General features: G+C 43.6%; 20 protein-coding genes, 1 other RNA gene and 1 other annotated feature. Of the genes, 18 read left to right on the top strand and 3 right to left on the bottom strand.

Translation table 11 applies throughout. The features are described 5' to 3' along the window. Positions 1 to 16 precede the first annotated feature (16 nt). The 6 genes from ruvA to yajC all read left to right on the top strand — a co-directional run bounded on the left by ruvA (position 17) and on the right by yajC (position 4,586). Positions 17 to 622: a Holliday junction branch migration protein RuvA gene (gene ruvA, locus HNR31_RS01875; protein ID WP_181554546.1), complete on the top strand. Its 606-nt coding sequence runs from the start codon at positions 17 to 19 to the stop codon at positions 620 to 622. Between the two features lie 13 nt (positions 623 to 635). Continuing rightward, positions 636 to 1,637, top strand: coding sequence for a Holliday junction branch migration DNA helicase RuvB (gene ruvB, locus HNR31_RS01870; RefSeq protein WP_181554545.1), 1,002 nt, complete (start codon positions 636 to 638; stop codon positions 1,635 to 1,637). Continuing rightward, positions 1,634 to 1,840, top strand: a complete 207-nt coding sequence (locus tag HNR31_RS01865; RefSeq protein WP_181554544.1) for a DUF2905 domain-containing protein — start codon at positions 1,634 to 1,636, stop codon at positions 1,838 to 1,840. The genes ruvB and HNR31_RS01865 overlap by 4 nt, the downstream gene beginning before the upstream one ends. Before the next feature lie 29 nt (positions 1,841 to 1,869). After that, positions 1,870 to 2,898, top strand: a complete 1,029-nt coding sequence (gene queA / locus HNR31_RS01860) for a tRNA preQ1(34) S-adenosylmethionine ribosyltransferase-isomerase QueA (RefSeq protein ID WP_181554543.1) — start codon at positions 1,870 to 1,872, stop codon at positions 2,896 to 2,898. 253 nt (positions 2,899 to 3,151) lie between these two features. Further along, a complete protein-coding gene (gene tgt / locus HNR31_RS01855) occupies positions 3,152 to 4,291 on the top strand; it encodes a tRNA guanosine(34) transglycosylase Tgt (RefSeq protein WP_181554542.1) in 1,140 nt (379 codons plus the stop codon). A gap of 28 nt (positions 4,292 to 4,319) precedes the next feature. After that, a complete protein-coding gene (gene yajC / locus HNR31_RS01850; RefSeq protein ID WP_181554541.1) occupies positions 4,320 to 4,586 on the top strand; it encodes a preprotein translocase subunit YajC in 267 nt (88 codons plus the stop codon). Between the two features lie 50 nt (positions 4,587 to 4,636). Here the strand turns inward: yajC and HNR31_RS01845 are convergent, their stop codons facing one another. Together HNR31_RS01845 and spoVB are read right to left on the bottom strand one after the other, a co-directional pair. Next, positions 4,637 to 5,011, bottom strand: a complete 375-nt coding sequence (locus tag HNR31_RS01845; protein WP_181554540.1) for a TIGR04086 family membrane protein — start codon at positions 5,009 to 5,011, stop codon at positions 4,637 to 4,639. 77 nt (positions 5,012 to 5,088) lie between these two features. After that, a complete protein-coding gene (gene spoVB, locus HNR31_RS01840; protein WP_181554539.1) occupies positions 5,089 to 6,645 on the bottom strand; it encodes a stage V sporulation protein B in 1,557 nt (518 codons plus the stop codon). Positions 6,646 to 6,760: 115 nt separating this feature from the next. On the opposite strand from spoVB, the gene HNR31_RS01835 reads away from it, so the two are divergent. The 7 genes from HNR31_RS01835 to dtd all read left to right on the top strand — a co-directional run bounded on the left by HNR31_RS01835 (position 6,761) and on the right by dtd (position 16,223). Then, positions 6,761 to 7,057 (top strand): post-transcriptional regulator, encoded by a 297-nt coding sequence (locus HNR31_RS01835; RefSeq protein ID WP_181554538.1) that lies wholly within the window; start codon positions 6,761 to 6,763, stop codon positions 7,055 to 7,057. 110 nt (positions 7,058 to 7,167) lie between these two features. Then, a complete protein-coding gene (gene secDF / locus HNR31_RS01830) occupies positions 7,168 to 9,420 on the top strand; it encodes a protein translocase subunit SecDF (protein ID WP_181554537.1) in 2,253 nt (750 codons plus the stop codon). Between the two features lie 146 nt (positions 9,421 to 9,566). Next, a complete protein-coding gene (locus tag HNR31_RS01825; protein WP_220129379.1) occupies positions 9,567 to 10,427 on the top strand; it encodes a cation diffusion facilitator family transporter in 861 nt (286 codons plus the stop codon). A gap of 90 nt (positions 10,428 to 10,517) precedes the next feature. Further along, positions 10,518 to 12,875, top strand: a complete 2,358-nt coding sequence (gene recJ, locus HNR31_RS01820; protein ID WP_181554535.1) for a single-stranded-DNA-specific exonuclease RecJ — start codon at positions 10,518 to 10,520, stop codon at positions 12,873 to 12,875. After that, a complete protein-coding gene (locus HNR31_RS01815) occupies positions 12,875 to 13,387 on the top strand; it encodes an adenine phosphoribosyltransferase (protein ID WP_181554534.1) in 513 nt (170 codons plus the stop codon). Before recJ ends, HNR31_RS01815 begins: the two co-directional genes overlap by 1 nt. A gap of 170 nt (positions 13,388 to 13,557) precedes the next feature. Next, positions 13,558 to 15,756 carry a RelA/SpoT family protein gene (locus HNR31_RS01810; protein WP_181554533.1) on the top strand — a complete coding sequence of 733 codons (2,199 nt, stop codon included), beginning with the start codon at positions 13,558 to 13,560 and terminating at the stop codon, positions 15,754 to 15,756. Between the two features lie 14 nt (positions 15,757 to 15,770). Then, a complete protein-coding gene (dtd, locus tag HNR31_RS01805; protein ID WP_181554532.1) occupies positions 15,771 to 16,223 on the top strand; it encodes a D-aminoacyl-tRNA deacylase in 453 nt (150 codons plus the stop codon). Between the two features lie 44 nt (positions 16,224 to 16,267). Here dtd and HNR31_RS01800 read toward each other — a convergent pair whose 3' ends face one another. Further along, positions 16,268 to 17,692, bottom strand: coding sequence for an N-acetylmuramoyl-L-alanine amidase (locus HNR31_RS01800; protein WP_181554531.1), 1,425 nt, complete (start codon positions 17,690 to 17,692; stop codon positions 16,268 to 16,270). A 125-nt stretch (positions 17,693 to 17,817) separates the two neighbouring features. Between HNR31_RS01800 and HNR31_RS01795 the strand changes: the two genes are divergently transcribed. The 5 genes from HNR31_RS01795 to HNR31_RS01775 all read left to right on the top strand — a co-directional run bounded on the left by HNR31_RS01795 (position 17,818) and on the right by HNR31_RS01775 (position 22,514). Continuing rightward, positions 17,818 to 17,997 carry a hypothetical protein gene (locus tag HNR31_RS01795; protein ID WP_181554876.1) on the top strand — a complete coding sequence of 60 codons (180 nt, stop codon included), beginning with the start codon at positions 17,818 to 17,820 and terminating at the stop codon, positions 17,995 to 17,997. A gap of 66 nt (positions 17,998 to 18,063) precedes the next feature. Next, positions 18,064 to 18,293 (top strand) — a binding site (T-box leader). Between the two features lie 48 nt (positions 18,294 to 18,341). Then, positions 18,342 to 19,613 (top strand): histidine--tRNA ligase, encoded by a 1,272-nt coding sequence (gene hisS, locus HNR31_RS01790; protein ID WP_181554530.1) that lies wholly within the window; start codon positions 18,342 to 18,344, stop codon positions 19,611 to 19,613. Positions 19,614 to 19,626: 13 nt separating this feature from the next. Further along, on the top strand, positions 19,627 to 21,402 hold the full coding sequence (gene aspS, locus HNR31_RS01785; RefSeq protein ID WP_181554529.1) for an aspartate--tRNA ligase: 1,776 nt from the start codon (positions 19,627 to 19,629) through the stop codon (positions 21,400 to 21,402). A 61-nt stretch (positions 21,403 to 21,463) separates the two neighbouring features. Continuing rightward, positions 21,464 to 21,649: non-coding RNA, 6S RNA (gene ssrS, locus HNR31_RS01780), on the top strand. A gap of 100 nt (positions 21,650 to 21,749) precedes the next feature. Beyond that, positions 21,750 to 22,514 (top strand): tRNA threonylcarbamoyladenosine dehydratase, encoded by a 765-nt coding sequence (locus HNR31_RS01775; RefSeq protein WP_181554528.1) that lies wholly within the window; start codon positions 21,750 to 21,752, stop codon positions 22,512 to 22,514. Positions 22,515 to 22,628 lie beyond the last annotated feature (114 nt).

The raw sequence follows: 22,628 nt of genomic DNA, 5'->3' as shown, positions 1-22,628 counted from the left end.
GGAGAGGAGTACGGTCTTGATTGAGTTTATCCGTGGATATATCGATTATGTTTGTCCTGAATATATTGTTGTTGAAAGCAATGGAGTAGGGTATCAAATTTTCACTCCAAATCCGTTTTCGTTTCACAAAAGTCATGATACAATCGTGACGGTCTATACATATCAATATGTGCGGGAAGATGCGATCGCCTTATACGGATTTCGCACGCGCGAAGAACGAACATTGTTTGCGAAACTTTTGCAAGTCTCTGGCATCGGGCCAAAAGGGGGACTGGCGATTTTAGCGGCTGGGCAGCCGCGGCAGCTTGTTGAGGCGATTGAACAGGAAGATGAAAAGTTTTTATGCAAATTTCCGGGTGTCGGCAAAAAAACGGCACGGCAAATGATTCTTGATTTAAAAGGTAAGCTGCAATCGGTCGTTCCAGACGCTTTTCCAGATTTGTTTACTTCACACGAAGAGTCGCTTTCTCCGCAATTATCGGCGCTTGAGGAAGCGATTGAGGCGTTAAAAGTGCTCGGATATGCAGAACGGGAAATTCAAAAAGTGATGCCGTCATTAATGAAAGAAAATCTGTCCACCGATCAATATATTAAGCTAGCGCTCCAAAAATTATTAAAATAGGGAGGGGAGGAGAATGGAAGAGCGTCTTGTCTCCAGTGATGCTCATCGCGAAGACGTTTCACTTGAATATAGTCTCCGCCCGAAATTTTTACACGAATATATTGGACAAGATGGAGTAAAAGATAATTTAAAAGTATTTATTGAAGCAGCGAAAATGCGCGGGGAAACACTTGACCATGTGCTTTTATACGGTCCGCCAGGGCTTGGGAAAACGACGCTGGCAACGATTATTGCTAATGAAATGGGAGGTAACATCCGTACTACCGCTGGCCCGGCGATTGAGCGTCCCGGTGATTTAGCGGCGATTTTAACTTCCCTTGAGCCCGGCGATGTGTTGTTTATTGACGAAATTCATCGCCTGCAACGCTCAGTAGAAGAGGTGCTGTATCCGGCGATGGAAGACTATTGTTTAGATATTGTTATCGGCAAAGGGCAAACGGCGCGTTCAGTTCGCATTGATCTTCCGCCGTTTACACTCGTTGGTGCCACGACGAGAGCAGGGGCATTATCGGCTCCGCTTCGTGATCGCTTTGGCGTGTTAAGCCGTTTGGAATATTACGCCCCAGCGCAATTGGCGCAAATTGTCAAACGAACTGCCGATATTCTTGAGGTAGGCATCGAAGAAGAGGCGGCATTTGAAATTGCACGGCGTTCGCGAGGAACACCGCGCATTGCCAATCGCTTATTGCGGCGCGTTCGCGATTTTGCCCAAGTGCGCGGCGATGGAACGATTACGTTTGCGTTAGCCCAAGAAGCGCTTGAGCTATTGCAAGTCGATCGACTCGGATTAGACCATATTGACCATAAATTATTAAAAGCGATTATGGAAAAATTCATGGGCGGGCCGGTTGGGCTCGACACGATTGCCGCTACGATCGGCGAAGAGGCACAGACAATCGAGGATGTGTATGAACCGTATTTGCTGCAAATCGGCTTTTTACAGCGAACATCACGCGGGCGCATCGTAACAAGTCTTGCTTATGAGCATTTTGGAATGGAGGTTCCCGAAAAATGAATAACCTTCCAAAAACAATTATGGTGATCGGGGTTGTATTGATTATCATTGGGTTTCTTATGCAGTTTATTAAACTAGGTCGACTTCCTGGAGATATTATTATTCGAAAAGGAAATACGACATTTTATTTTCCGGTTGTCACGTCGATTGTGTTAAGCGTCGTGTTATCATTCATTTTTTACGCGCTTAGTCGGTTTCGTTGAACATAACTGCAAAAAAGAGGTGAGCTACTGTGAAAGTAGACTTATTTGATTTTGATTTACCAGAAGAATTAATTGCGCAAACACCGCTTCCGAATCGCGAAGCGTCAAGATTGATGGTACTTGATAAACAAACGGGCGCGATCAAACATGAAACCTTTCGTGCGATTTTATCGTATTTACGTGAGGGAGATTGTCTTGTATTAAATGATACGCGCGTATTACCTGCGCGCCTTTATGGAGAAAAAGAAGATACAGGGGCAAACATTGAAGTGCTGTTATTAAAACAAGTGAAAGGTGATCGCTGGGAAACGTTAGTGAAGCCTGCGAAACGTGTGAAGATAGGAACGACGATTTTGTTTGGTGACGGGCGGTTAAGAGCGACATGTGTCGATACGCTCGAACATGGGGGGCGTGTGCTTGAGTTTGAATATGAAGGAATTTTTTATGAAGTGCTAGAGTCGCTTGGAGAAATGCCGCTCCCGCCTTACATTAAAGAGCAGTTAGACGACCGCGAACGTTATCAAACTGTGTATGCTCGAGAACGGGGCTCAGCGGCGGCACCGACCGCAGGACTTCACTTTACCGAACAGCTTCTTGACGATATTCGTGCCAAAGGAGTACATATCGCGTTTATTACGCTTCATGTCGGTCTCGGCACATTCCGCCCTGTTAATGTCGAAAATGTTGAAGAGCATGATATGCACGCCGAATTTTATCAAATGACAGAGGGAACGGCGAGATTGTTAAATGAAGTGAGACAGCAAGGCGGACGTATTATTGCTGTCGGCACGACGACGACGCGCACGTTAGAAACGATTGCTTCAAGACATAACGGTACTTTTGTCGCTGAAAGCGGCTGGACGAGCATATTCATTTATCCGGGCTATGAGTTTAAGGCGATTGATGGCATGGTGACGAATTTTCATTTGCCAAAATCGACGTTGATTATGCTTGTCAGCGCGCTCGCCGGGCGAGAAAACGTCTTGCATGCTTATGAAGAGGCAGTAAAAGAACGCTATCGTTTCTTTAGTTTTGGTGATGCCATGTTGATTATTTAAGAGAAGCGGAGGTGAGCCGCCTCCCCACCGAAAGGCGTTAGAGGATTAGCAAGGAGGCTCAATTCGGCTCTTGCTACGTCCTGTGATCCGCCGAGTGATAGACAATTGTATCCTCCCGCAGCGGGGACAAAGCGTCGCAAATCGCTCTCAAAACCAAATGTTTTTCGAGTATGGAAATGTTTGTAATTTAGAGACGGGAAGATAGAGAATTTGCATTTTTACTTTCCTACCTTTTTAGAAAGGAGATACTCATTTGACAGCAATTCGATATGAATTAATCAAAACATGTAAGCAAACCGGAGCACGGCTTGGGATCATTCATACTCCACACGGTTCCTTTGAAACGCCGATGTTTATGCCGGTTGGCACGCTGGCAACGGTGAAAACTTTGTCGCCGGAAGAATTAAAGGAAATGGGCGCAGGGATTATTTTAAGCAATACGTACCATTTATGGCTTCGTCCGGGGCATGACATTGTCAAAGAAGCCGGTGGGCTTCATTCGTTTATGAACTGGGATCGCGGTATTTTGACCGATTCCGGCGGCTTTCAAGTGTTTAGTTTAAGCGAATTCCGAAGAATTGAGGAAGAAGGAGTGTATTTCCGAAATCATTTAAACGGGGATAAGCTCTTCCTTTCTCCAGAAAAAGCAATGGAGATTCAAAATGCGCTCGGTTCGGATATTATGATGGCGTTTGACGAATGCCCGCCATATCCGGCAACATATGAATATATGAAGCAGTCGGTGGAGCGGACGAGCCGTTGGGCGGAGCGCTGTTTAAAAGCACATCAACGCCCGCATGACCAAGGATTGTTTGGTATTGTTCAAGGCGGTGAATTTGAAGATCTTCGAAAACAAAGTGCACAAGACTTAGTATCGCTTGATTTTCCTGGATATGCCGTAGGTGGATTGTCCGTTGGTGAACCAAAAGAAGTAATGAACCGCGTTTTAGAATTTACAACTCCGCTTTTACCGGCGAATAAACCTCGCTATCTAATGGGGGTAGGTTCTCCGGATTCGCTCATTGACGGAGTGATCCGCGGCATCGATATGTTTGACTGCGTCTTGCCGACACGCATTGGTCGCAACGGAACGGTCATGACAAGCGAAGGACGCGTCGTTATTAAAAACGCGCAATACGCGAGAGACTTTACACCGCTTGATCCAAATTGTGACTGTTACACATGCCGCAACTATACACGTGCGTACATTCGACATTTAATAAAATGTGATGAAACGTTCGGAATTCGTTTAACTTCTTATCATAATGTGTATTTTCTGATAAAATTGATGGAGCAAGTGAGACAAGCTATTCGTGACGATCGTCTTGGCGACTTCCGCGAAGAGTTTTTTGAACGATATGGGTTTAACAAACCGAATGCGAAAAACTTTTAATTCCATTGCTTAGAAAGGGGTGAAATCGATGGCAACGCTAGTCAATTTATTACCAATTCTTTTATTTTTCGTGATTTTCTACTTTCTGTTACTTCGTCCGCAGCAAAAACGCCAGCGTGCGATTCAACAAATGCAGGCGAACTTAAAGAAAGGGGATAAAATCGTCACGATTGGTGGATTGCACGGCATTATCGACTCAGTTGATGAAGATAAAATCGTGATCCGTGCTGGTGACGGTACTCGCCTTACATACGATCGCTCAGCGGTGCGTGAAGTAGTTGCAGAAAATAAGTAAACGAATAAGGCTGCTTCTTCATTTGAAGAAGCAGCCTTTGTTTTTTACATTTAACTTCGTGATGCGGTTATGTTCACTCCAAGAACTCCTCCAAGCATAGCTGCTGCTAAAAAGCCGAGATGGTAGAGCCATTGCTTAAGCGAGAATGATTGCTCTAGTCCTAAAAACTGGAACAAAAGGACAATCACTGTGAATAGTACACCCGTAGCCCCACCCATAAGCCAGCCTTTTTCTTTCCCTTTTCCACCGGCGACAAATCCTCCAATAAACATTGATAAAAGGGAGCTTGTGAAAATCATCCATGTCAATGACGACTCTTCGATACTTGTAAATTTCATCATTAAAGATAAAAAGAAACTGACGATAGCGGCAAGTAAAAAAATCGTCACAATTCCATAGACAATCGCTTTCCCTAACCTTGTCATTTTTTCTCCCCCCTCGTCCTATGGATGTTTTTAGCAAAAGTATATTCGCCGCAGGACATGTTTAGAAGTGGGCTTGATTATTTTTTTATCAGGAAAAAGACACGGAGAAACGGAATTCGCATCAATTCTTCACGTTTAATGAGCTTGAAGATGATTAAAAGCAACATGTAAACGATGGTAGTAATGATGATAGCAGCAGTCGTTCGTACATTGAGCGGAAATGTCGCAAAAGAATGGGAGAACGTCATATAGCCGACGATGCCAGCGATCAGCATTGTGATGGAAGCCTTGATATATTCTGTGACATAGACGGAATAGGACACAACTTTGACCATCGTTGCAAAATGAAGAAGTGTGACTAACACGGTGCCGATGGCGATCGCTAATGCGGCTCCCATAATTCCTAAACTTGGTCGCGTCGCTAATGCAAAAATACATACTGTTTTTACAACCGCTCCAATAAGGCTGTTCGTCATGGCTGCTTTAGCTAGATCAAGACCTTGTAAAACTGCTTGTAATGGACCTTGAAAGTAATAGAATAGGAAAAACGGCGCCATTACTTTTACGAAAATGGATGCCTCGCTTGTACCGTACATGAGTTGCATAAGTGGATCGGCGAATACGTATAAGACGATGACCGACAGCCCGCCTGTAACGAGGGAAAGACGCATTGCTTGTTGGATTCGATGTTCAATAAGAATCATTTGCTGTTGGGCAGCCGCTTCGCTAATCGCAGGAACGAGAGACGTCGATAACGAATATGTAATAAACGACGGCAGCATCAGCAAAGGAAGTGCATATCCTGTGAGTTCTCCGTATTGTTTTGTCGCAAGAGAGGTAGCGACTCCGGCAATCGCTAAACTGTTGGCGACGACAATTGGTTCAAAAAACCAAGCAATTGAACCGATGAGGCGGCTCCCGGTTGTCGGTAACGCGATGCGCATTAAGCTCACAAATGTTTCTTTTCCCGCTTTGACATGTTTAAAAAACTGCGTTCGTACTTTCATTCGCTTTTTCAGTTTAAACATATACAATAAATAAACGAGAGAAACGAATTCCCCGATTACGGAAGAAAGCATTGCTCCGGCAGCTGCGTACTCAATTCCGTATGGTAAAAAGGCTTTCGTGCAAACAGCGATTAAACTGATGCGAACGATTTGCTCAATCAATTGAGAATATGCGTACGGTTTCATTTGTTGTTTTCCTTGGAAATAACCACGCAATACGGAGGAGATAGCGACAATAGGAACAACTGGTGAAATCGCCAATAATGGATAATACGTGCGCGGATCAGTGAATAATGTTGTTGACAAAGTCGGAGCAAGCAAAATCATCGCCGGGAAAAAGATGATGCTTAGCCCTCCGGTGGTCGCTAAAGAAACGACAAGAATTTTCTTTACTTTCCGTTGGTCGCCGACCGCCTCTGCCTCGGCAACCAGCTTGGAAATCGCCACAGGAAGCCCCATTTGGGTAATCGTAATTGCTAATACGAGCGTCGGAACAGCCATCATGTACAAGCCGACGCCCTCTCCTCCAATAACACGTGCCACAACAATTCGATTGACAAATCCAAGAACTCTTGTAACGAGGCCGGCAACGATTAATATGAGCGTTCCTTTTAAAAATTTAGACATATCATCTCCCTACCTTCTCAAACGCGGTAATCTTTTATACAATTAACTATATGCATACCATGTGAACAAGCATGACAAGTACTGCCGTTCAATAAAAGGGGAGAAGGGGTCGATCATGGATAAAGAGAAAATAGAAGAGTTGCGCGAACAACTTATGCCGGTGTTAGAATGCAAATACGATGAGTTTCGGTTGCTTGGCTATGAACAAGTGGAGATCGAACAAATTTGGGAGTGTTTATTTTATAAAAAATGGAAAAAATTAAATGAGAAAAAAAAATTATTTGAGCTAGTTGAAGACATTCTGTCGCTTCGTATCGGTGATTATATGGCGTTTTTAACCATGAAAACGTATCAGCAACAGCGTTCGGCAGACGGTAACGACTTAGAGGTGGCGTTGAAAGAATTATTGTAATAATGTTTTGGCATTTGACAGCTCTCGGAAACTGTTTCATAATGGGAATATTGAGAGAACTCTGGCTCTTTTAGCCGGATTCTTTTATGTCGTAAGGAGGATTTTTTATTATGGTAAAAAGAAGTCGCATCGTTGCGTTTTTCCTGTTGCTCCTGCTTTTAGGTGGAACAATGGGAACAACCATTCAAGGAATTTTACATAATATGAAACTAGGGCTTGATTTACAGGGCGGCTTTGAAGTGCTCTATGAAGTAAAGCCGGCGAAAAAAGGAGATAAGGTTGACAAACATGCACTTGTGAGTACAGTGAGTGCCTTAAACAAACGGGTGAACGTACTGGGAGTGAGCGAACCGAACATTCAAATTGAGGGAAACAATCGCATTCGCGTTCAGCTCGCTGGTATAAAAGATCAAAACAAAGCGCGTGAAATTCTTTCTACTCAGGCGAAACTGACGTTCCGTGATGTTCACGATCATGTATTGATGGATGGCAGTGACTTAGTCCAAGGAGGGGCGAAACTTTCTTTTGACGAAAACGGAAAGCCAAGTGTGTCCATTAAGCTGAAAGATGCGGATAAATTTAAGAAAGTGACTGAAAAAGTGTACAAGATGGGCGCCCCGAATAACTTATTAGTCATTTGGCTTGATTTTAAGGACGGGGTTGATTCTTACGCGAAAGAGGCGGGAAAAGCAAAACCAAAATTTATTTCCGCCGCAGCAGTCAATCAAGTGTTTGACCAAACGGACGTCTCTATCGTTGGCAATTTTACTGTTAATGAAGCGAAACAATTGGCTGACTTATTAAATGCCGGTGCGTTGCCAGTTGAATTAAAAGAAATTTACTCCACATCTGTTGGTGCACAGTTTGGAGAAAACGCATTACAAAAAACAGTTTTTGCTGGAATCGTTGGCATTGCTGCAATTTTCTTGTTTATGATTTTGTTTTATCGCTTACCAGGTGTTATCGCTGTCATTACGTTATCAGCCTACTTGTATCTAACTATGCTTATTTTTGATTGGATGAATGGCGTTTTAACATTGCCGGGAATTGCTGCCCTTATTTTGGGGGCTGGAATGGCGGTCGATGCGAACATTATTACATATGAGCGAATTAAAGAGGAAATCAAGCTCGGCAAGTCGATTATGTCGGCATATCGCACGGGAATTAAAGGTTCGTTTGCGACGATTTTTGACGCGAACATTACGACGATTATCGCTGGGGTTGTGCTATTTATTTATGGGACAAGCTCTGTTAAAGGGTTTGCAACTACGCTCATTATTAGCATTTTAGTAAGCTTTATTACCGCTGTCTACGGGACGCGTTTATTGCTTAGTTTATTAGTGTACAGCCGCGTTCTTAATAACAAGCCGGGCTATTTCGGTGTCAAAAAATCGGAAATCTTAAATATTGCCGAAACGAACGAGCATACGGAAGTACCGACGAAGTTTGACCGTCTCGATTTCGTCAAACATAGCAAAAAGTTTTTCCTTCTTTCTGGAGCGCTTACCGTGCTCGGAATTGTTGCCCTGTTAACGATGAAATTAAATCCTAGCATTGATTTTGCTAGCGGAACGCGAGTCGAAGTGATGAGTCATTCGCCATTGAACGTGCAGCAGTTAGAGGATGAATTTAAAAAGCTCAATCTTGAGCCAAAGGACATTGTGTTGTCAGGGAACAAGAAGCAAATAGGCGTTGCTCGTTTTATTGGTGTTTTAAACAAAAAAGAAATTTCTGAGCTAAAAAGTCATTTTAAACAACAATATGGATTTGAACCGAACGTCAGCACTGTATCGCCGACAGTAGGTAAAGAATTGGCAAGAAATGCGTTTATTGCCGTGCTTATTTCATCGATCGGGATCATTATTTACGTCACGATTCGCTTTGAAATGTATATGGCGCTTGCTGCGATTATTGCTTTATTGCATGATGCGTTTATTATCATTACATTTTTCAGTTTAACGCGTTTGGAAGTTGATTTAACGTTTATTGCCGCGGTATTAACGATCATCGGTTATTCGATTAACGATACGATCGTCACATTTGACCGAATTCGGGATCTAATGAAAAAGCGGAAAGTCAAAACAGTGGACGATTTAAAATATATTGTGAACCGTGCATTGCAACAAACGCTTACCCGTTCGATTAACACCGTCTTAACGGTCATTTTCACTGTTGTTGCCTTGTTGATATTCGGAAGCGAGGCAATTCGTAACTTTAACTTAGCGTTATTAGTCGGTTTAGTGTCCGGTGTCTACTCTTCCTTATGCATTGCTTCGCAACTATGGATTATTTGGAAAGGAAAACAATTGAAAAAAGGAAAAGTCAAAAAAAGAACCGAAAAAGATTTAGAACCGCAAGTGTAAAGGCAGGGATGCTCCATGAAGAATGGGGCATCCTTTTTTAGTAGTGAGGAAGGGGAAATCGGATAAACTAACGATAAATAACGTTTCACGAAAGGAAGAGAATAGTGAAAAAGGAAGAGCGTTTTAAACAAGCGGAATTTGCAGCAATGGTGGGGATTGTCGGCAATATAGCGCTAGCGATTGTAAAATGGGTGGCGGGGACTGTTGGGAATAGTAAAGCTCTTATCGCGGATGCAGCACACTCGGCATCCGATGTCGCTGGCTCGCTTGCAGTATGGATTGGATTGCGCGCGGCGAAACAACCGCCTGATGAGGATCATCCGTACGGGCATGGCAAGGCCGAACCGATTGCCGCCATTATTGTAGCGGTTTTATTGTTCATGGTGGGGATAGAGATTGGCCGCTCTTCTGTTCAAGCGTTTTTTCAACCGCTCGAACCGCCGGGAATGATTACAGTATATGTCGTGATCTTTTCAATTATCGTGAAGGAAGCGATGTTTCGTTATAAATATCAGTTAGGAAAAAAAGTAAAGAGTAACGCTATCATTGTGAATGCTTACGAGCACCGCTCCGACGTCTTTTCATCGATTGCAGCACTAATCGGAATCGGAGCGGCGATTGCCGGAGGAGCATGGGGAGTGGAGTGGCTTGTTTATGCTGACCCGGTGGCGGGATTGTTCGTTTCTCTTCTCGTTTTGAAAATGGCGTGGACGTTAGGGAAAGAATCCATTCATGCGACGCTTGACCACGTGCTGCATGATGAAGAAACAATCCATCTCCGCGAGGCGGTTTTGTCGTTTCCAGACGTAAAGCAAATTCATGAACTGCATGCACGGGAGCATGGCCATTATGTTATTGTTGATTTAAAAATTGCTGTTGACCCATCGATTACCGTTGAGGAAGGGCATAGAATCGGAAAAAAGGTTAAAGAGAAACTGCTGACATTGCCTCACGTTCATAATGTCATGGTACATATTAATCCATATTATCCAGAAAAAGCGAAGTAAAGTCATTGACCGGATATTTGAAAAAACGGAATGATTTCATTGCCCACCCTTTTTTCCTTTTGTATAATAGGGAGAGTTGAGGTGGGAGACATGTTAACCGCGAAAACTCGCTGGGATGTAAAACATCCTGATGTTGATAAAAGCAATGAATTGGCAAAACAATTAAATATCGCTCCACTTGTTGCTTCATTGCTTGTAAATCGAGGGGTAGATACGGTAAAAGAAGCAGAGGTATTTTTATCTCCGATGAAACAACCGTTTCATGATCCGTTTTTACTTGATGGAATGGAGCAAGCAGTGGCGCGTATTCAGCAAGCGGTCCAAAGCAATGAGCGCATTCTTGTCTTTGGCGATTACGATGCCGATGGTGTGAGCAGCACAACCGTAATGGTCAGTGCTCTTAAAGAAATCGGTGCTATCGTTGATTTTTATATTCCGAATCGCTTTACGGAAGGGTACGGACCGAATAAAAAAGCGTTCTGTTGGGCGAAAGAACAAGGATTTTCTTTAATCATTACAGTCGATACGGGTATTGCCGCAATTGATGAAGTCGCATTAGCGAACGAGCTTGGAATTGATGTAATCATTACCGATCACCATGAACCCGGACCAACGTTACCGGATGCGTATGCGATTATTCATCCGAAAAAACCCGGAAGTACATATCCATTTCGTGAACTGGCAGGCGTTGGAGTCGCCTTCAAGGTCGCGCACGCGTTACTTGGGGATGTGCCTCGTCATTTACTCGATGTTGTCGCTATCGGCACTATAGCCGATCTCGTTTCTCTTACGGGAGAAAATCGTCTATTAGTCGCACAAGGGTTAGAGCAGTTACAGGCAACGACACGTATCGGGTTGCAGGCGTTATTGAAACAGTGCGGCATTCAAACGAAGGAATTAAATGAAGAGACAATCGGGTTTGTCATTGCTCCGCGCATTAATGCGGTCGGACGGTTAGGGGGAGCCGATCCCGCTGTACGGCTGTTGATGACAGAAGATCAGGACGAAGCACGAATGCTAGCGAAGGAAATGGACGAGCTGAATCGAGAGAGGCAGCGACTTGTGGCGGAAATGGCAGAAGAAGCAGCACAAATGGTCAACGAACAATTTCCACCTTCGGAACATAAAGTGCTTGTAGTGGCGAAGGAAGGTTGGAATCCAGGAGTTGTCGGTATCGTCGCTTCGCGGCTTGTTGAGCAGTTTTATCGTCCAACCATCGTCCTTAGTCTTGATCCTGAAAAAGGAATTGCGAAGGGCTCTGCGCGAAGCATTCATGGATTTGATATATTCACTCAGCTATCGGCATGTCGTGATATTTTACCGCACTTCGGCGGGCATCCGATGGCGGCCGGAATGACGTTATCGATTGAGCATGTGGATGAGCTGCGTCAGCGCCTCAATACATTAGCGAACGACATATTGACAGACGATGATTTTATTCCAATGACGACCATTGATGTTAAATGCTCGGTATCCGATTTGACGCTCACAGCGGCTGAGCAGTTGCAAAAGCTCGCGCCATTTGGAGTCGACAATCCGAAGCCGCTCATTTTAATTGAAGATGTCTCCATCCAAACGATTCGCCGCATCGGTGCCGATCAGTCGCACGTAAAAGCCGTATTTGAACAGGATGGCGCAACGATTGAAAGCGTGGGTTTTGGCTACGGCTATTTGTATGACGAAATTGCTCCTGATGCGAAAGTATCCGTCGTTGGAGAACTATCCATTAATGAATGGAACCATATTCGTAAACCGCAACTGATGCTATGTGATGTTGCTGTACATGAATGTCAACTGTTTGACATTCGCGGCATGCGTCATGTACATCCGCTGTTTTCCTCTCTTCCGCGGGAAAAGAGGCTGTTTATTGCTTTTCATGAGGAGACAATAGAAGCTTTACAGTTACACGATTATCGTGAAGAAATATGCTATCTTTCTTCGCTGAAAGAAGCAGAGCAGCTTCACATTGCTGATCGCTATGTCGTACTGCTAGACTTACCTCCATCGCTAGAAATGATGAAAGTTTTATTATGTTCTAGTTTACCTGCGCGCATTTATGCGTTATTCTATCAAAGGGAGACTCATTTTTTTAGCACGTTGCCCACGCGCGACCATTTTAAATGGTTTTATGCGTTTTTACGGAAGCGCGGGATTTTTGATTTAGCCAAATATGGCGATGAATTGGCGCGGGCACGCGGCTGGACAAAGGAAACGGTTCATTTTATGGTAAAAGTGTTTTTGGAACTAGAATTTATTACACTAAAAGATGGAATGGTTTCTCTTGTTCATGAGCCGGCTAAACGCGATTTAACTGAGTCACCTACATATCGTTTGAAACAAGCTCAATTCGAGCTGGAAAAACTCTTTTTATACTCATCGTATCAACAATTAAAGCGTTTCCTTTTCGAGATGAAAGGTTCGCGAACATATGAGGAGGCAAACGTGTAATGGACTTGAAACAATATGTGACGATCGTTCCTGATTTCCCAAAACCAGGAATCATGTTCAAAGATATTACAACACTTATGGATAAGGGAGAAGTATATAAGTACGCGACTGACCAAATCGTGCAATATGCGCGAGAAAAGAAAGTTGATATCGTCGTCGGTCCGGAAGCGCGCGGCTTCATTATCGGCTGCCCGGTTGCCTACGCGCTTGGTGTAGGATTTGCTCCGGTGCGCAAAGAAGGAAAGCTTCCGCGCGAAGTCGTTCGTGTCGAATACGGATTAGAATACGGAAAAGATGTGTTAACGATGCACAAAGATGCCATTAAGCCGGGCCAACGTGTATTAATTACGGACGATTTACTTGCGACAGGTGGAACGATCGAAGCCACAGTTAAACTTGTCGAACAGCTCGGCGGCGTTGTTGCAGGGATTGCATTTCTTATCGAGCTCACCTATTTAGAAGGACGTAAAAAATTGGAAGGATACGACATTTTAGCGCTTATGCAATTCTAACCATCGACATATGTCTGTCATTTCGCTAAAATAGTCATAAGAGATGTTTTCGCAGAGGGCACTCAAATGGGTGCTCTTTCTTATTAGTTTCACTATAACCCTTTACATCTGAAAAATTTTTCATGATAATAGTATCAATACGTTATTTTATTACACGCAAAGGTGATCCCATGGCCAATGAACAGGTGTTAACGGCGGAACAAGTCATCGAACAGGCAAGTCGATATTTGTCGGAAAAAGATGTTGAATTTATAAAAAAAGCATATGAATTTGCAAGCGACGCTCATCGCGAACAGTATCGCAAGTCGGGAGAACCGTATATTATTCATCCGATTCAAGTGGCGGGCATTTTAGTTGATTTAAAAATGGACCCGGCGACGATTGCCGCTGGATTTTTGCACGATGTCGTTGAAGATACGGACGCGACAAAAGAAGATTTGGAGCGAGAGTTCGGCAATGAAGTCGCGATGCTTGTTGACGGTGTGACGAAGCTTGGAAAAATTAAATATAAATCACATGAAGAACAGCAGGCGGAAAACCATCGAAAAATGTTTTTGGCAATGGCGCAAGATATTCGCGTCATTTTAATTAAATTAGCGGACCGTCTTCATAACATGCGAACATTAAAACATTTGCCGCTGGAAAAACAGCGAAGAATCGCCAATGAAACGTTGGAAATTTTCGCTCCGCTGGCACACCGGCTTGGAATCTCGAAAATTAAATGGGAATTGGAAGATACAGCACTTCGTTATTTAAACCCGCAACAGTATTATCGGATTGTCAACTTAATGAAGAAGAAGCGGGCAGAACGAGAACAGTATTTAGAAGAAGTCATTCAAGAGGTGCGCGAACGCCTAAATGAAGTGTCGATTAAAGGCGAAATTTCTGGAAGACCAAAACATATTTACAGCATTTATCGCAAAATGGTGCTGCAAAATAAACAATTTAATGAAATTTATGATTTGCTGGCGGTTCGCATTATCGTCAACAGTATCAAAGACTGCTATGCGGTATTAGGCATTATTCATACATGTTGGAAGCCAATGCCGGGACGGTTTAAAGATTACATTGCCATGCCGAAACCAAATATGTATCAGTCGCTTCATACGACCGTTATCGGTCCAAAAGGTGAACCTCTTGAAGTGCAAATTCGTACATTCGAAATGCATCAAATTGCCGAGTTCGGAATCGCTGCCCATTGGGCATATAAAGAAGGAAAAACGATCAAACCGAATTCATTCGAGGAAAAGCTATCATGGTTTCGTGAGATTTTAGAATGGCAAAACGATGCGAGCAACGCCGAAGAGTTTATGGAAACGTTAAAGATGGATTTATTTTCTGACATGGTGTTCGTATTTACACCGAAAGGCGATGTCATTGAGCTGCCAGCCGGCTCGGTGCCGATTGATTTCGCATACCGTATTCACTCCGAAATCGGAAATAAGACGATTGGCGCAAAAGTGAACGGGAAGATGGTTCCGCTTGATTATAAGTTAAAAACAGGCGACATCGTGGAAATTTTAACATCGAAACATTCCTACGGTCCAAGTCAAGATTGGTTAAAACTCGCACAAACGTCTCATGCGAAAAATAAAATTCGCCAATTTTTCAAAAAACAACGCCGCGAAGAAAATATTGAAAAAGGAAAAGAATTAGTTGAAAAAGAAATTCGCAACCTCGGTTTTGATGTCAAAGAAATTTTAACAGTAGAAAATGTGAAACGCGTTGCAGAAAAATTTAATTTTTCTAACGAGGAAGATATGTACGCAGCGGTCGGTTATCATGGTATTACCGCTGCGCAAATCGCCCACCGCTTAACAGACAAGTGGCGGAAGCAGCGCGATTTAGAAGAACAACAAAAGAAATTAGCAGAAACGATGCATGAAACAAAAATGCCGGTTGTCAAAAAACGAGACTATGGCATTCGTGTACAAGGGATGGATAATTTACTCATCCGCTTGTCGCGCTGCTGTAATCCGGTTCCCGGCGATGAAATTATCGGGTTTATTACGAGAGGGCGCGGTGTTTCTGTTCATCGATCCGATTGTCCAAATGTTCAGTCCGAAGAAGCAGAAGATCGCTTAATTTCCGTCGAATGGGAAAGTAATGCTAAGACGAACCGGGAATATAATGTGGAAATTGAAATTTCCGGCTTTGACCGGCGTGGATTATTAAACGAAGTGTTACAAGCGGTCAATGAAACGAAAACAGATATTTCCGCTGTTTCCGGACGGTCGGATCATCGAAATAAAATTGCTACAATCCATATGACGATCGCGATTCAAAATGTAAGTCACTTGCAAAAAGTGGTTGAACGAATTAAGCAAATTCCTGATATTTATTCCGTGCAGAGAATCATGAATAATTAGAAAGGAACACGTATATGAGAGTAGTTGTCCAACGAGCTAAAGAGGCAAAAGTGACAGTCAACGGGGAAGTGGTTGGCCGCATTGAATTCGGCCTTGTTCTTCTTGTCGGTGTGACGCACCGCGATACAGTAGAAGATGCGGTCTTTGTCGCTGATAAAATCGCTCATTTGCGCATTTTTGAAGATGATTCCGGCAAAATGAATTTATCCTTATTAGATGTCGGAGGCGCGGTTTTATCCGTATCGCAATTTACGCTGTATGGCGACTGTCGAAAAGGAAGACGACCAAACTTCATGGAAGCGGCAAAGCCGGATCATGCGTTGCCGATTTATGAGGCCTTGAACGATGAGTTGCGGAAAAAAGGGATTCAAGTGGAAACCGGTCAATTCGGAGCGATGATGGAAGTACAGTTGACGAATGACGGTCCGGTGACACTCATTGTCGAAAGTAAGGAAAAAAGCGAGTAACGAACATGTTGCTCGCTTTTTCTTTTTAAAATTAAAAAGGTCAGCTACTGAAAATAACTCCTTAAGCCGCTAGCGATTGCTTCTGTAATTTGCTGTTGATATTTGTTCGAAGCAACGATATTGACTTCAGCAGGATTGCTGATATATCCGAGTTCGAATAAAACAGATGGCAAGTCCGTTTCGCGAATGACGTGAAAATCTCCAAAGCGAATCCCGCGATACGGGACGGAAGTAATGCTAGATAACGGACCGGCAAACGACAATGCAAGCGGATAATCCGCAAGCGAGTCATAATAATAAATCGTCATCCCTCTTGTCCGCGAATCCGATGAGCTATCATAATGAATGCTGATAAAGGCATCGGCATGATAGCGATGAGCGATTTGCACGCGATCCGGTAAGGATACGTATTTATCGGTTGTTCGAGTGAGAATGACATTGGCACCGGCCTCTTTCAACCGTTGCTGTAACAATTGCGCCGTTTTTAACGTGAGCATTTTTTCCATTATTCCATTTTTGCCGATCGTGCCACTATCTTTTCCACCATGACCGGCATCAATGACAATCGTTTTATTGTACAGCGCATTTTTTGGATTTTGCTGAACAGCTGATACGAGCCAACTAGCAATATATCCGCTTCCCTTTCCCGGAACTTCGATTTTGTACCAATTTTCTATGCTTGTTATTATGCGATATTGTTGTCCACGATGTGCCGTTGCTTGTACTTTTGCTTGAAGCGATGGCATTGAGCGGATGTTGACTCCATCGTACAATACCTTGACATAAGAAGGAGATACGGATATGTATGCGCGAGAAACCCATCCGGTAAGTCCGCTATTGGTCGTAATTTGATACCATTGATCATTTTCAGCCATAATGCGAACTTGTTGACCGTGAGTTATTTTTCCGAGAACGTTTGCTTGTTGGGACGGCTGAGTTCGCACGTTTAACGTATCGGCTGTCACTATACCAGCCTGAATACTTGAATGAACATGTTCTTCATTGCCATTTGTAAGATAAGTGGATGACACCCATCCTGTAAGCGACGCCGTTTTCACTTTTGTCCAACCGTTTTTTGTCTCTATCGCCTCGACAGATTGTCCACGCTGCAAATAGCCAATGACGCTTGCTTGGCTATTTGGGGAGGAACGAACGCGCAGTTGATCGACGGTCGATATCATGCGTCGCTTTACTTCTGATACGTACTGCTTTGCCACCCAACCTGTTTCTGTCGCACTTAATTGTAACTGTACCCAACCGTTTGTTTCTGTAATGGCCGTATACGTTTCTCCCTTGTTTAGCATCTTTTTAACACGATAATGAGTACCTGGTCCTTCCCTCACATTGAGGCGATCTACTTGTGTGATCACTGTTTTTGTTTCCGCCCATGCTGTGGAAAAGTGAATCGAAAGTAGAAATATAGCGGTAATAAACAAATAAACCGCTTTTTTTGCCTTAAAACGGAACAACCAACCACCCTCCTTTCGATAAAATCCGAGAGATTATAGGAATTCTACAAAAGGGGAAAAAATCCTTTTATTTTTTCTGCAAACGGGAAAGATAGGTAATAAGGCTGAACGAGGGAAGGAAGGTTATGATGAGAAACAGTGCAAAAGGAGAGTTTGCGCAACGAAAGGCGAGCGAATTATTTCATGTCGACTTCCATGAATTTATGAGAAAGGAAGCGAACCATACGGCATTTGAGTTAGCGTCTGAATTTGGTTTAACATTAAAAGATGTGCAAAAATTAAAAAAACAATTATCCCGTTCATAAACATGCGTTCACTTCTTGACAAAATACGTGTTCATTCGTAAGATAAGTAGTAAAAATTGTTACATACGAAAACCAATGATGGAGAAGAGTAGTTAAGAGTACACATGGCCAGAGAGGAAATGCCGTAGGCTGAAAGCATTTCTCCATGATGACTTAACGAACGAACACTCCGTAGGTTTCTCTTTGAACGCGAACGCTAGTAGGAGAGAACGCAAGCCGGGCGTTATCGGTGAAAAGTGGAAGCACGTCAGCTTCAATTAGGGTGGCACCACGGGAACAACGCTCTCGTCCCTATGTTTTATAGGGGAAGAGAGCTTTTTATTTTTTCATAGGGAGGTTGGCACATGTCGTTTCAAATTCCAAGAGGAACACAAGATATACTGCCGGGTGAAACAGAAAAATGGCAATATATTGAACAAACTGCACGAGACCTTTGTCGTCGTTATAACTATAAGGAAATTCGCACACCGATTTTCGAGCATACGGAATTGTTTTTGCGAAGTGTAGGTGATACAACGGATATCGTGCAAAAAGAAATGTATACGTTTGAGGATCGCGGTGGCAGAAGCATCACTCTTCGTCCAGAGGGAACGGCATCGGTCGTCCGTTCGTTTGTAGAGAATAAAATGTATGGCGATCCGAATCAACCAATCAAACTTTATTACGTAGGACCGATGTTTCGCTATGAGCGTCCGCAGGCGGGACGATTCCGTCAATTTGTCCAATTTGGTGTCGAGGTGCTTGGAAGCCATGACCCAGCGATCGATGCCGAAGTGATTGCGCTAGCAATGGAAATTTATCGATCACTAGGATTGCAGAAATTAAAGCTTGTCATCAATAGCCTTGGGGATGCAGAAAGCCGAAAAGCGCATCGGGAAGCGCTCATCAACCATTTTAAACAGCGAATTGGCGAGTTTTGTGAAGATTGTCAAGCTCGTCTCGAAAAAAATCCGCTTCGCATTTTAGACTGTAAAAAAGATCGCGACCATGAATTAATGATGACGGCTCCATCCATTCTTGACTATTTAAATGATGAATCTCGGCGTTATTTTGAAAAAGTACAAATGTACTTAACGAATTTGGGAATAGAGTTTGAAGTCGATTCCCGTCTTGTTCGCGGGCTTGATTATTACCATCATACCACCTTTGAAATCATGAGCAATGCTGAAGGATTTGGAGCGATTACAACATTATGCGGGGGCGGTCGCTACAATCGATTAGTACAGGAAATCGGTGGACCGGAAACGCCAGGAATTGGTTTTGCGTTAAGTATTGAACGGCTGCTTGCTGCACTTGAAGCTGAGAACATTTCATTGCCAGTCGGCAAAGGAATTGATTGCTACGTCGCTGCATTAGGAGAAAAAGCGAAAGACGAATCTGTGATTATTGTGAACCAGTTGCGCAAAGCAGGGATTGTCGCAGACAAGGATTATCAAGACCGAAAAGTAAAGGCGCAATTGAAAGCGGCCGATCGCTTACAAGCAAAATATGTAGCCATTCTCGGGGATGATGAGCTGGATAGAAAGGTCATTAATGTAAAAGACATGAACACAGGCGAGCAAACAGAAGTGCCGCTTCATTCGCTAGTCGAATATTTGAAAGAAAGGTTACGATAGGAGGGACCGATGAATGTTTGGAAGGACGTACTATTGTGGTGAAATCACAGAGCAAGCAATTGGGGAAAAAGTAACATTAAAAGGTTGGGTGCAAAAACGCCGCGATCTTGGCGGACTCATTTTCATTGATCTTCGTGACCGAACTGGTATCGTTCAGGTGGTCGTAAATCCGGAAGTGTCCGAAGAAGCGTTAAAAGTGGCAGAAGCGGTGCGCAACGAATATGTGCTTGACGTAGAAGGAACTGTGGTTGCTCGTGGAGAAGGAACGATCAATCCGAACATTCCGACAGGAAAAATTGAAATCCAAGCAGAGCACGTTACGATTATTAACGAAGCAAAAACACCGCCGTTTGTCATTGCTGATCAAACCGATGTGGCGGAAGATGTGCGTCTAAAGTATCGTTATTTAGATTTGCGTCGTCCTGTCATGTTTCAGACATTAAAATTAAGACATCAAGTGACGAAAGCGATTCGTGACTTTTTAGACGAAGAAGGATTTTTAGAAGTAGAAACGCCGATTTTAACGAAAAGCACGCCAGAAGGAGCGCGCGACTATTTAGTGCCAAGCCGCGTTCATCAGGGGGAATTTTACGCTCTTCCGCAATCGCCGCAAATTTTTAAACAGCTATTGATGGTGGCTGGATTGGAACGCTATTATCAAATTGCTCGCTGTTTTCGCGATGAGGATTTGCGCGCTGACCGCCAGCCGGAGTTTACTCAGGTCGACATTGAAACATCGTTTATGAGTCAAGAAGAGATTATGGAAATGGTCGAGCGTATGATGGCTCGCGTTATGAAAGAGGCAAAAGGCGTCGATGTTGCTCTTCCATTTCCACGCATGTCTTACGATGAAGCGATGAACCGCTACGGTTCAGATAAGCCAGACACACGCTTTGGCTTAGAGCTTGTCGATGTATCTGAACAAGTGAAGGACTCTGGTTTTAAAGTATTTGCCAGCGCGGTAGAAAACGGTGGACAAGTCAAGGCGATTAACGTAAAAGGAGCGGCGGACAAGTATTCCCGAAAAGATATTGATGCGTTAACGGAATTTGTTGCTCGCTACGGAGCAAAAGGGCTTGCGTGGCTCAAAGTCGAGGAAGACGGTCTCAAGGGGCCGATTGCGAAGTTTTTTACAGAAGAAGAACAAAGCGGCTTAATAAAAACGTTGGAGGCAGAAACAGGGGATTTATTGCTGTTTGTCGCTGACAAGAAGACCGTTGTCGCTAGTGCGCTTGGGGCATTACGGTTAAAACTTGGCAAAGACTTAAAGATGATTGATGAAACGAAATTTAATTTCCTATGGGTTACAGATTGGCCGCTATTAGAGTATGACGAAGAAGAAGGGCGTTACTACGCGGCACATCATCCGTTTACGATGCCGGTGCGTGAGGATTTATCGCGATTAGAAACAGAGCCGGACAAAGTTCGTGCTCAAGCGTATGACCTTGTGTTAAACGGCTATGAACTCGGTGGCGGATCACTTCGCATTTTTGAGCGCGATGTGCAAGAAAAAATGTTTAAAGTGCTAGGATTTACCGAAGAGGAAGCGCGCGAACAGTTTGGCTTCTTATTGGAGGCGTTCGAATATGGTACTCCGCCGCATGGAGGAATCGCGTTAGGACTAGACCGTCTTGTTATGTTGCTGGCTGGTCGTTCAAACCTTCGCGATACGATTGCCTTTCCAAAAACGGCCAGTGCGAGCTGCTTGTTAACCGAAGCGCCAAGTCCAGTCAGTGACAAACAACTGGAAGAACTACATTTAGCGGTTGTTTTGGAAAAAAATGAGTAATTTCCGACTATTCCCTTCTTGAAAAGGCTTTAAAAGTGTGCTATCATACATTCAAAAGCCGGCAGTCCTGATGTGTTCGTCGTATAACCTATTGTTTTGACCGAACAATATGTTATACGGGAGCCCGGGGTTTTCAAGCGGCGTACATGCCTCTTGGACCGGAGGACGTGCAAACCTTGGAACAGGGCACCCACCTGCTGAGGGCGGGTTTCAAAACGAAGGCATCGACGGCACGATTGGGACTTACATATGAGTTATCAATTCCCTATGTAAAGCCAATGCTTTACATAGGGTTTTTGTTGTGTACAATAATCAAAAAACGATGAGATTGTTACTGGAGGATGAACATGCTACATCAGTTCTCACGCAATGAATTAGCGATTGGAAAAGAAGGATTAGCAAAGCTAAAAAATGCTACTGTCGCCGTTTTAGGGGTGGGCGGAGTTGGTTCCTTTGCCGTTGAGGCATTAGCGCGATCCGGAGTAGGACGGCTCGTTCTTGTGGACAAGGATGATGTTGATATTACGAATATTAACCGACAAATTCATGCACTTCTTTCAACGATTGGTCGCTCGAAAGTGGAACTCATGAAAGAGCGGATTGCGGATATTAACCCAGAGTGTGAAGTCATTGCTTTGCAAATGTTTTATACAGAAGAGACGTATGAACAATTCTTTAGTTACGGACTCGATTTTGTCATTGACGCTTCTGATACGATTACGTATAAAATTCATTTGATGAAGGAATGCTTAAAACGCAATATTCCAATTATTTCGAGTATGGGAGCGGCCAATAAAATGGATCCTACCCGTTTTCGCATTGCCGATATCTCCAAAACGCATACCGATCCGATTGCGAAAGTCATTCGTACCAAATTGAGAAAAGAAGGAATTCGCAAGGGGATTCCAGTTGTCTTCTCCGATGAAAAGCCAATTATTATCCGTGAAGATGTTCGCAAAGAGGTAGGCAATGACCAATCAGCGATTCGGAAAGCACAAATGCCCCCTTCTTCTAATGCATTCGTACCATCGGTGGCAGGACTGATTATGGCATCTTACGTCGTTCGCGAATTATTAAAAGATATCAAAATTTATCGTGTTGGTGAAGAGTAAATAAGAAAAGTGGAAGCCGTGCAAATCGTTCGCGAAGCTAAATGTTCTTTGCTTTGAGGGCTCATTTGGCATAAGAGTGCTAGACAAATAAAGAACAGTGCTCGAATAAAAAAC

This window comes from Thermaerobacillus caldiproteolyticus (genome assembly GCF_013761245.1).
Taxonomy (GTDB): Bacteria; Bacillota; Bacilli; order Bacillales; family Anoxybacillaceae; genus Thermaerobacillus; species Thermaerobacillus caldiproteolyticus.
The sequence above is the reverse complement of the archived record's forward strand: the minus strand, read 5'-3'. Positions and strand labels throughout refer to the sequence as shown.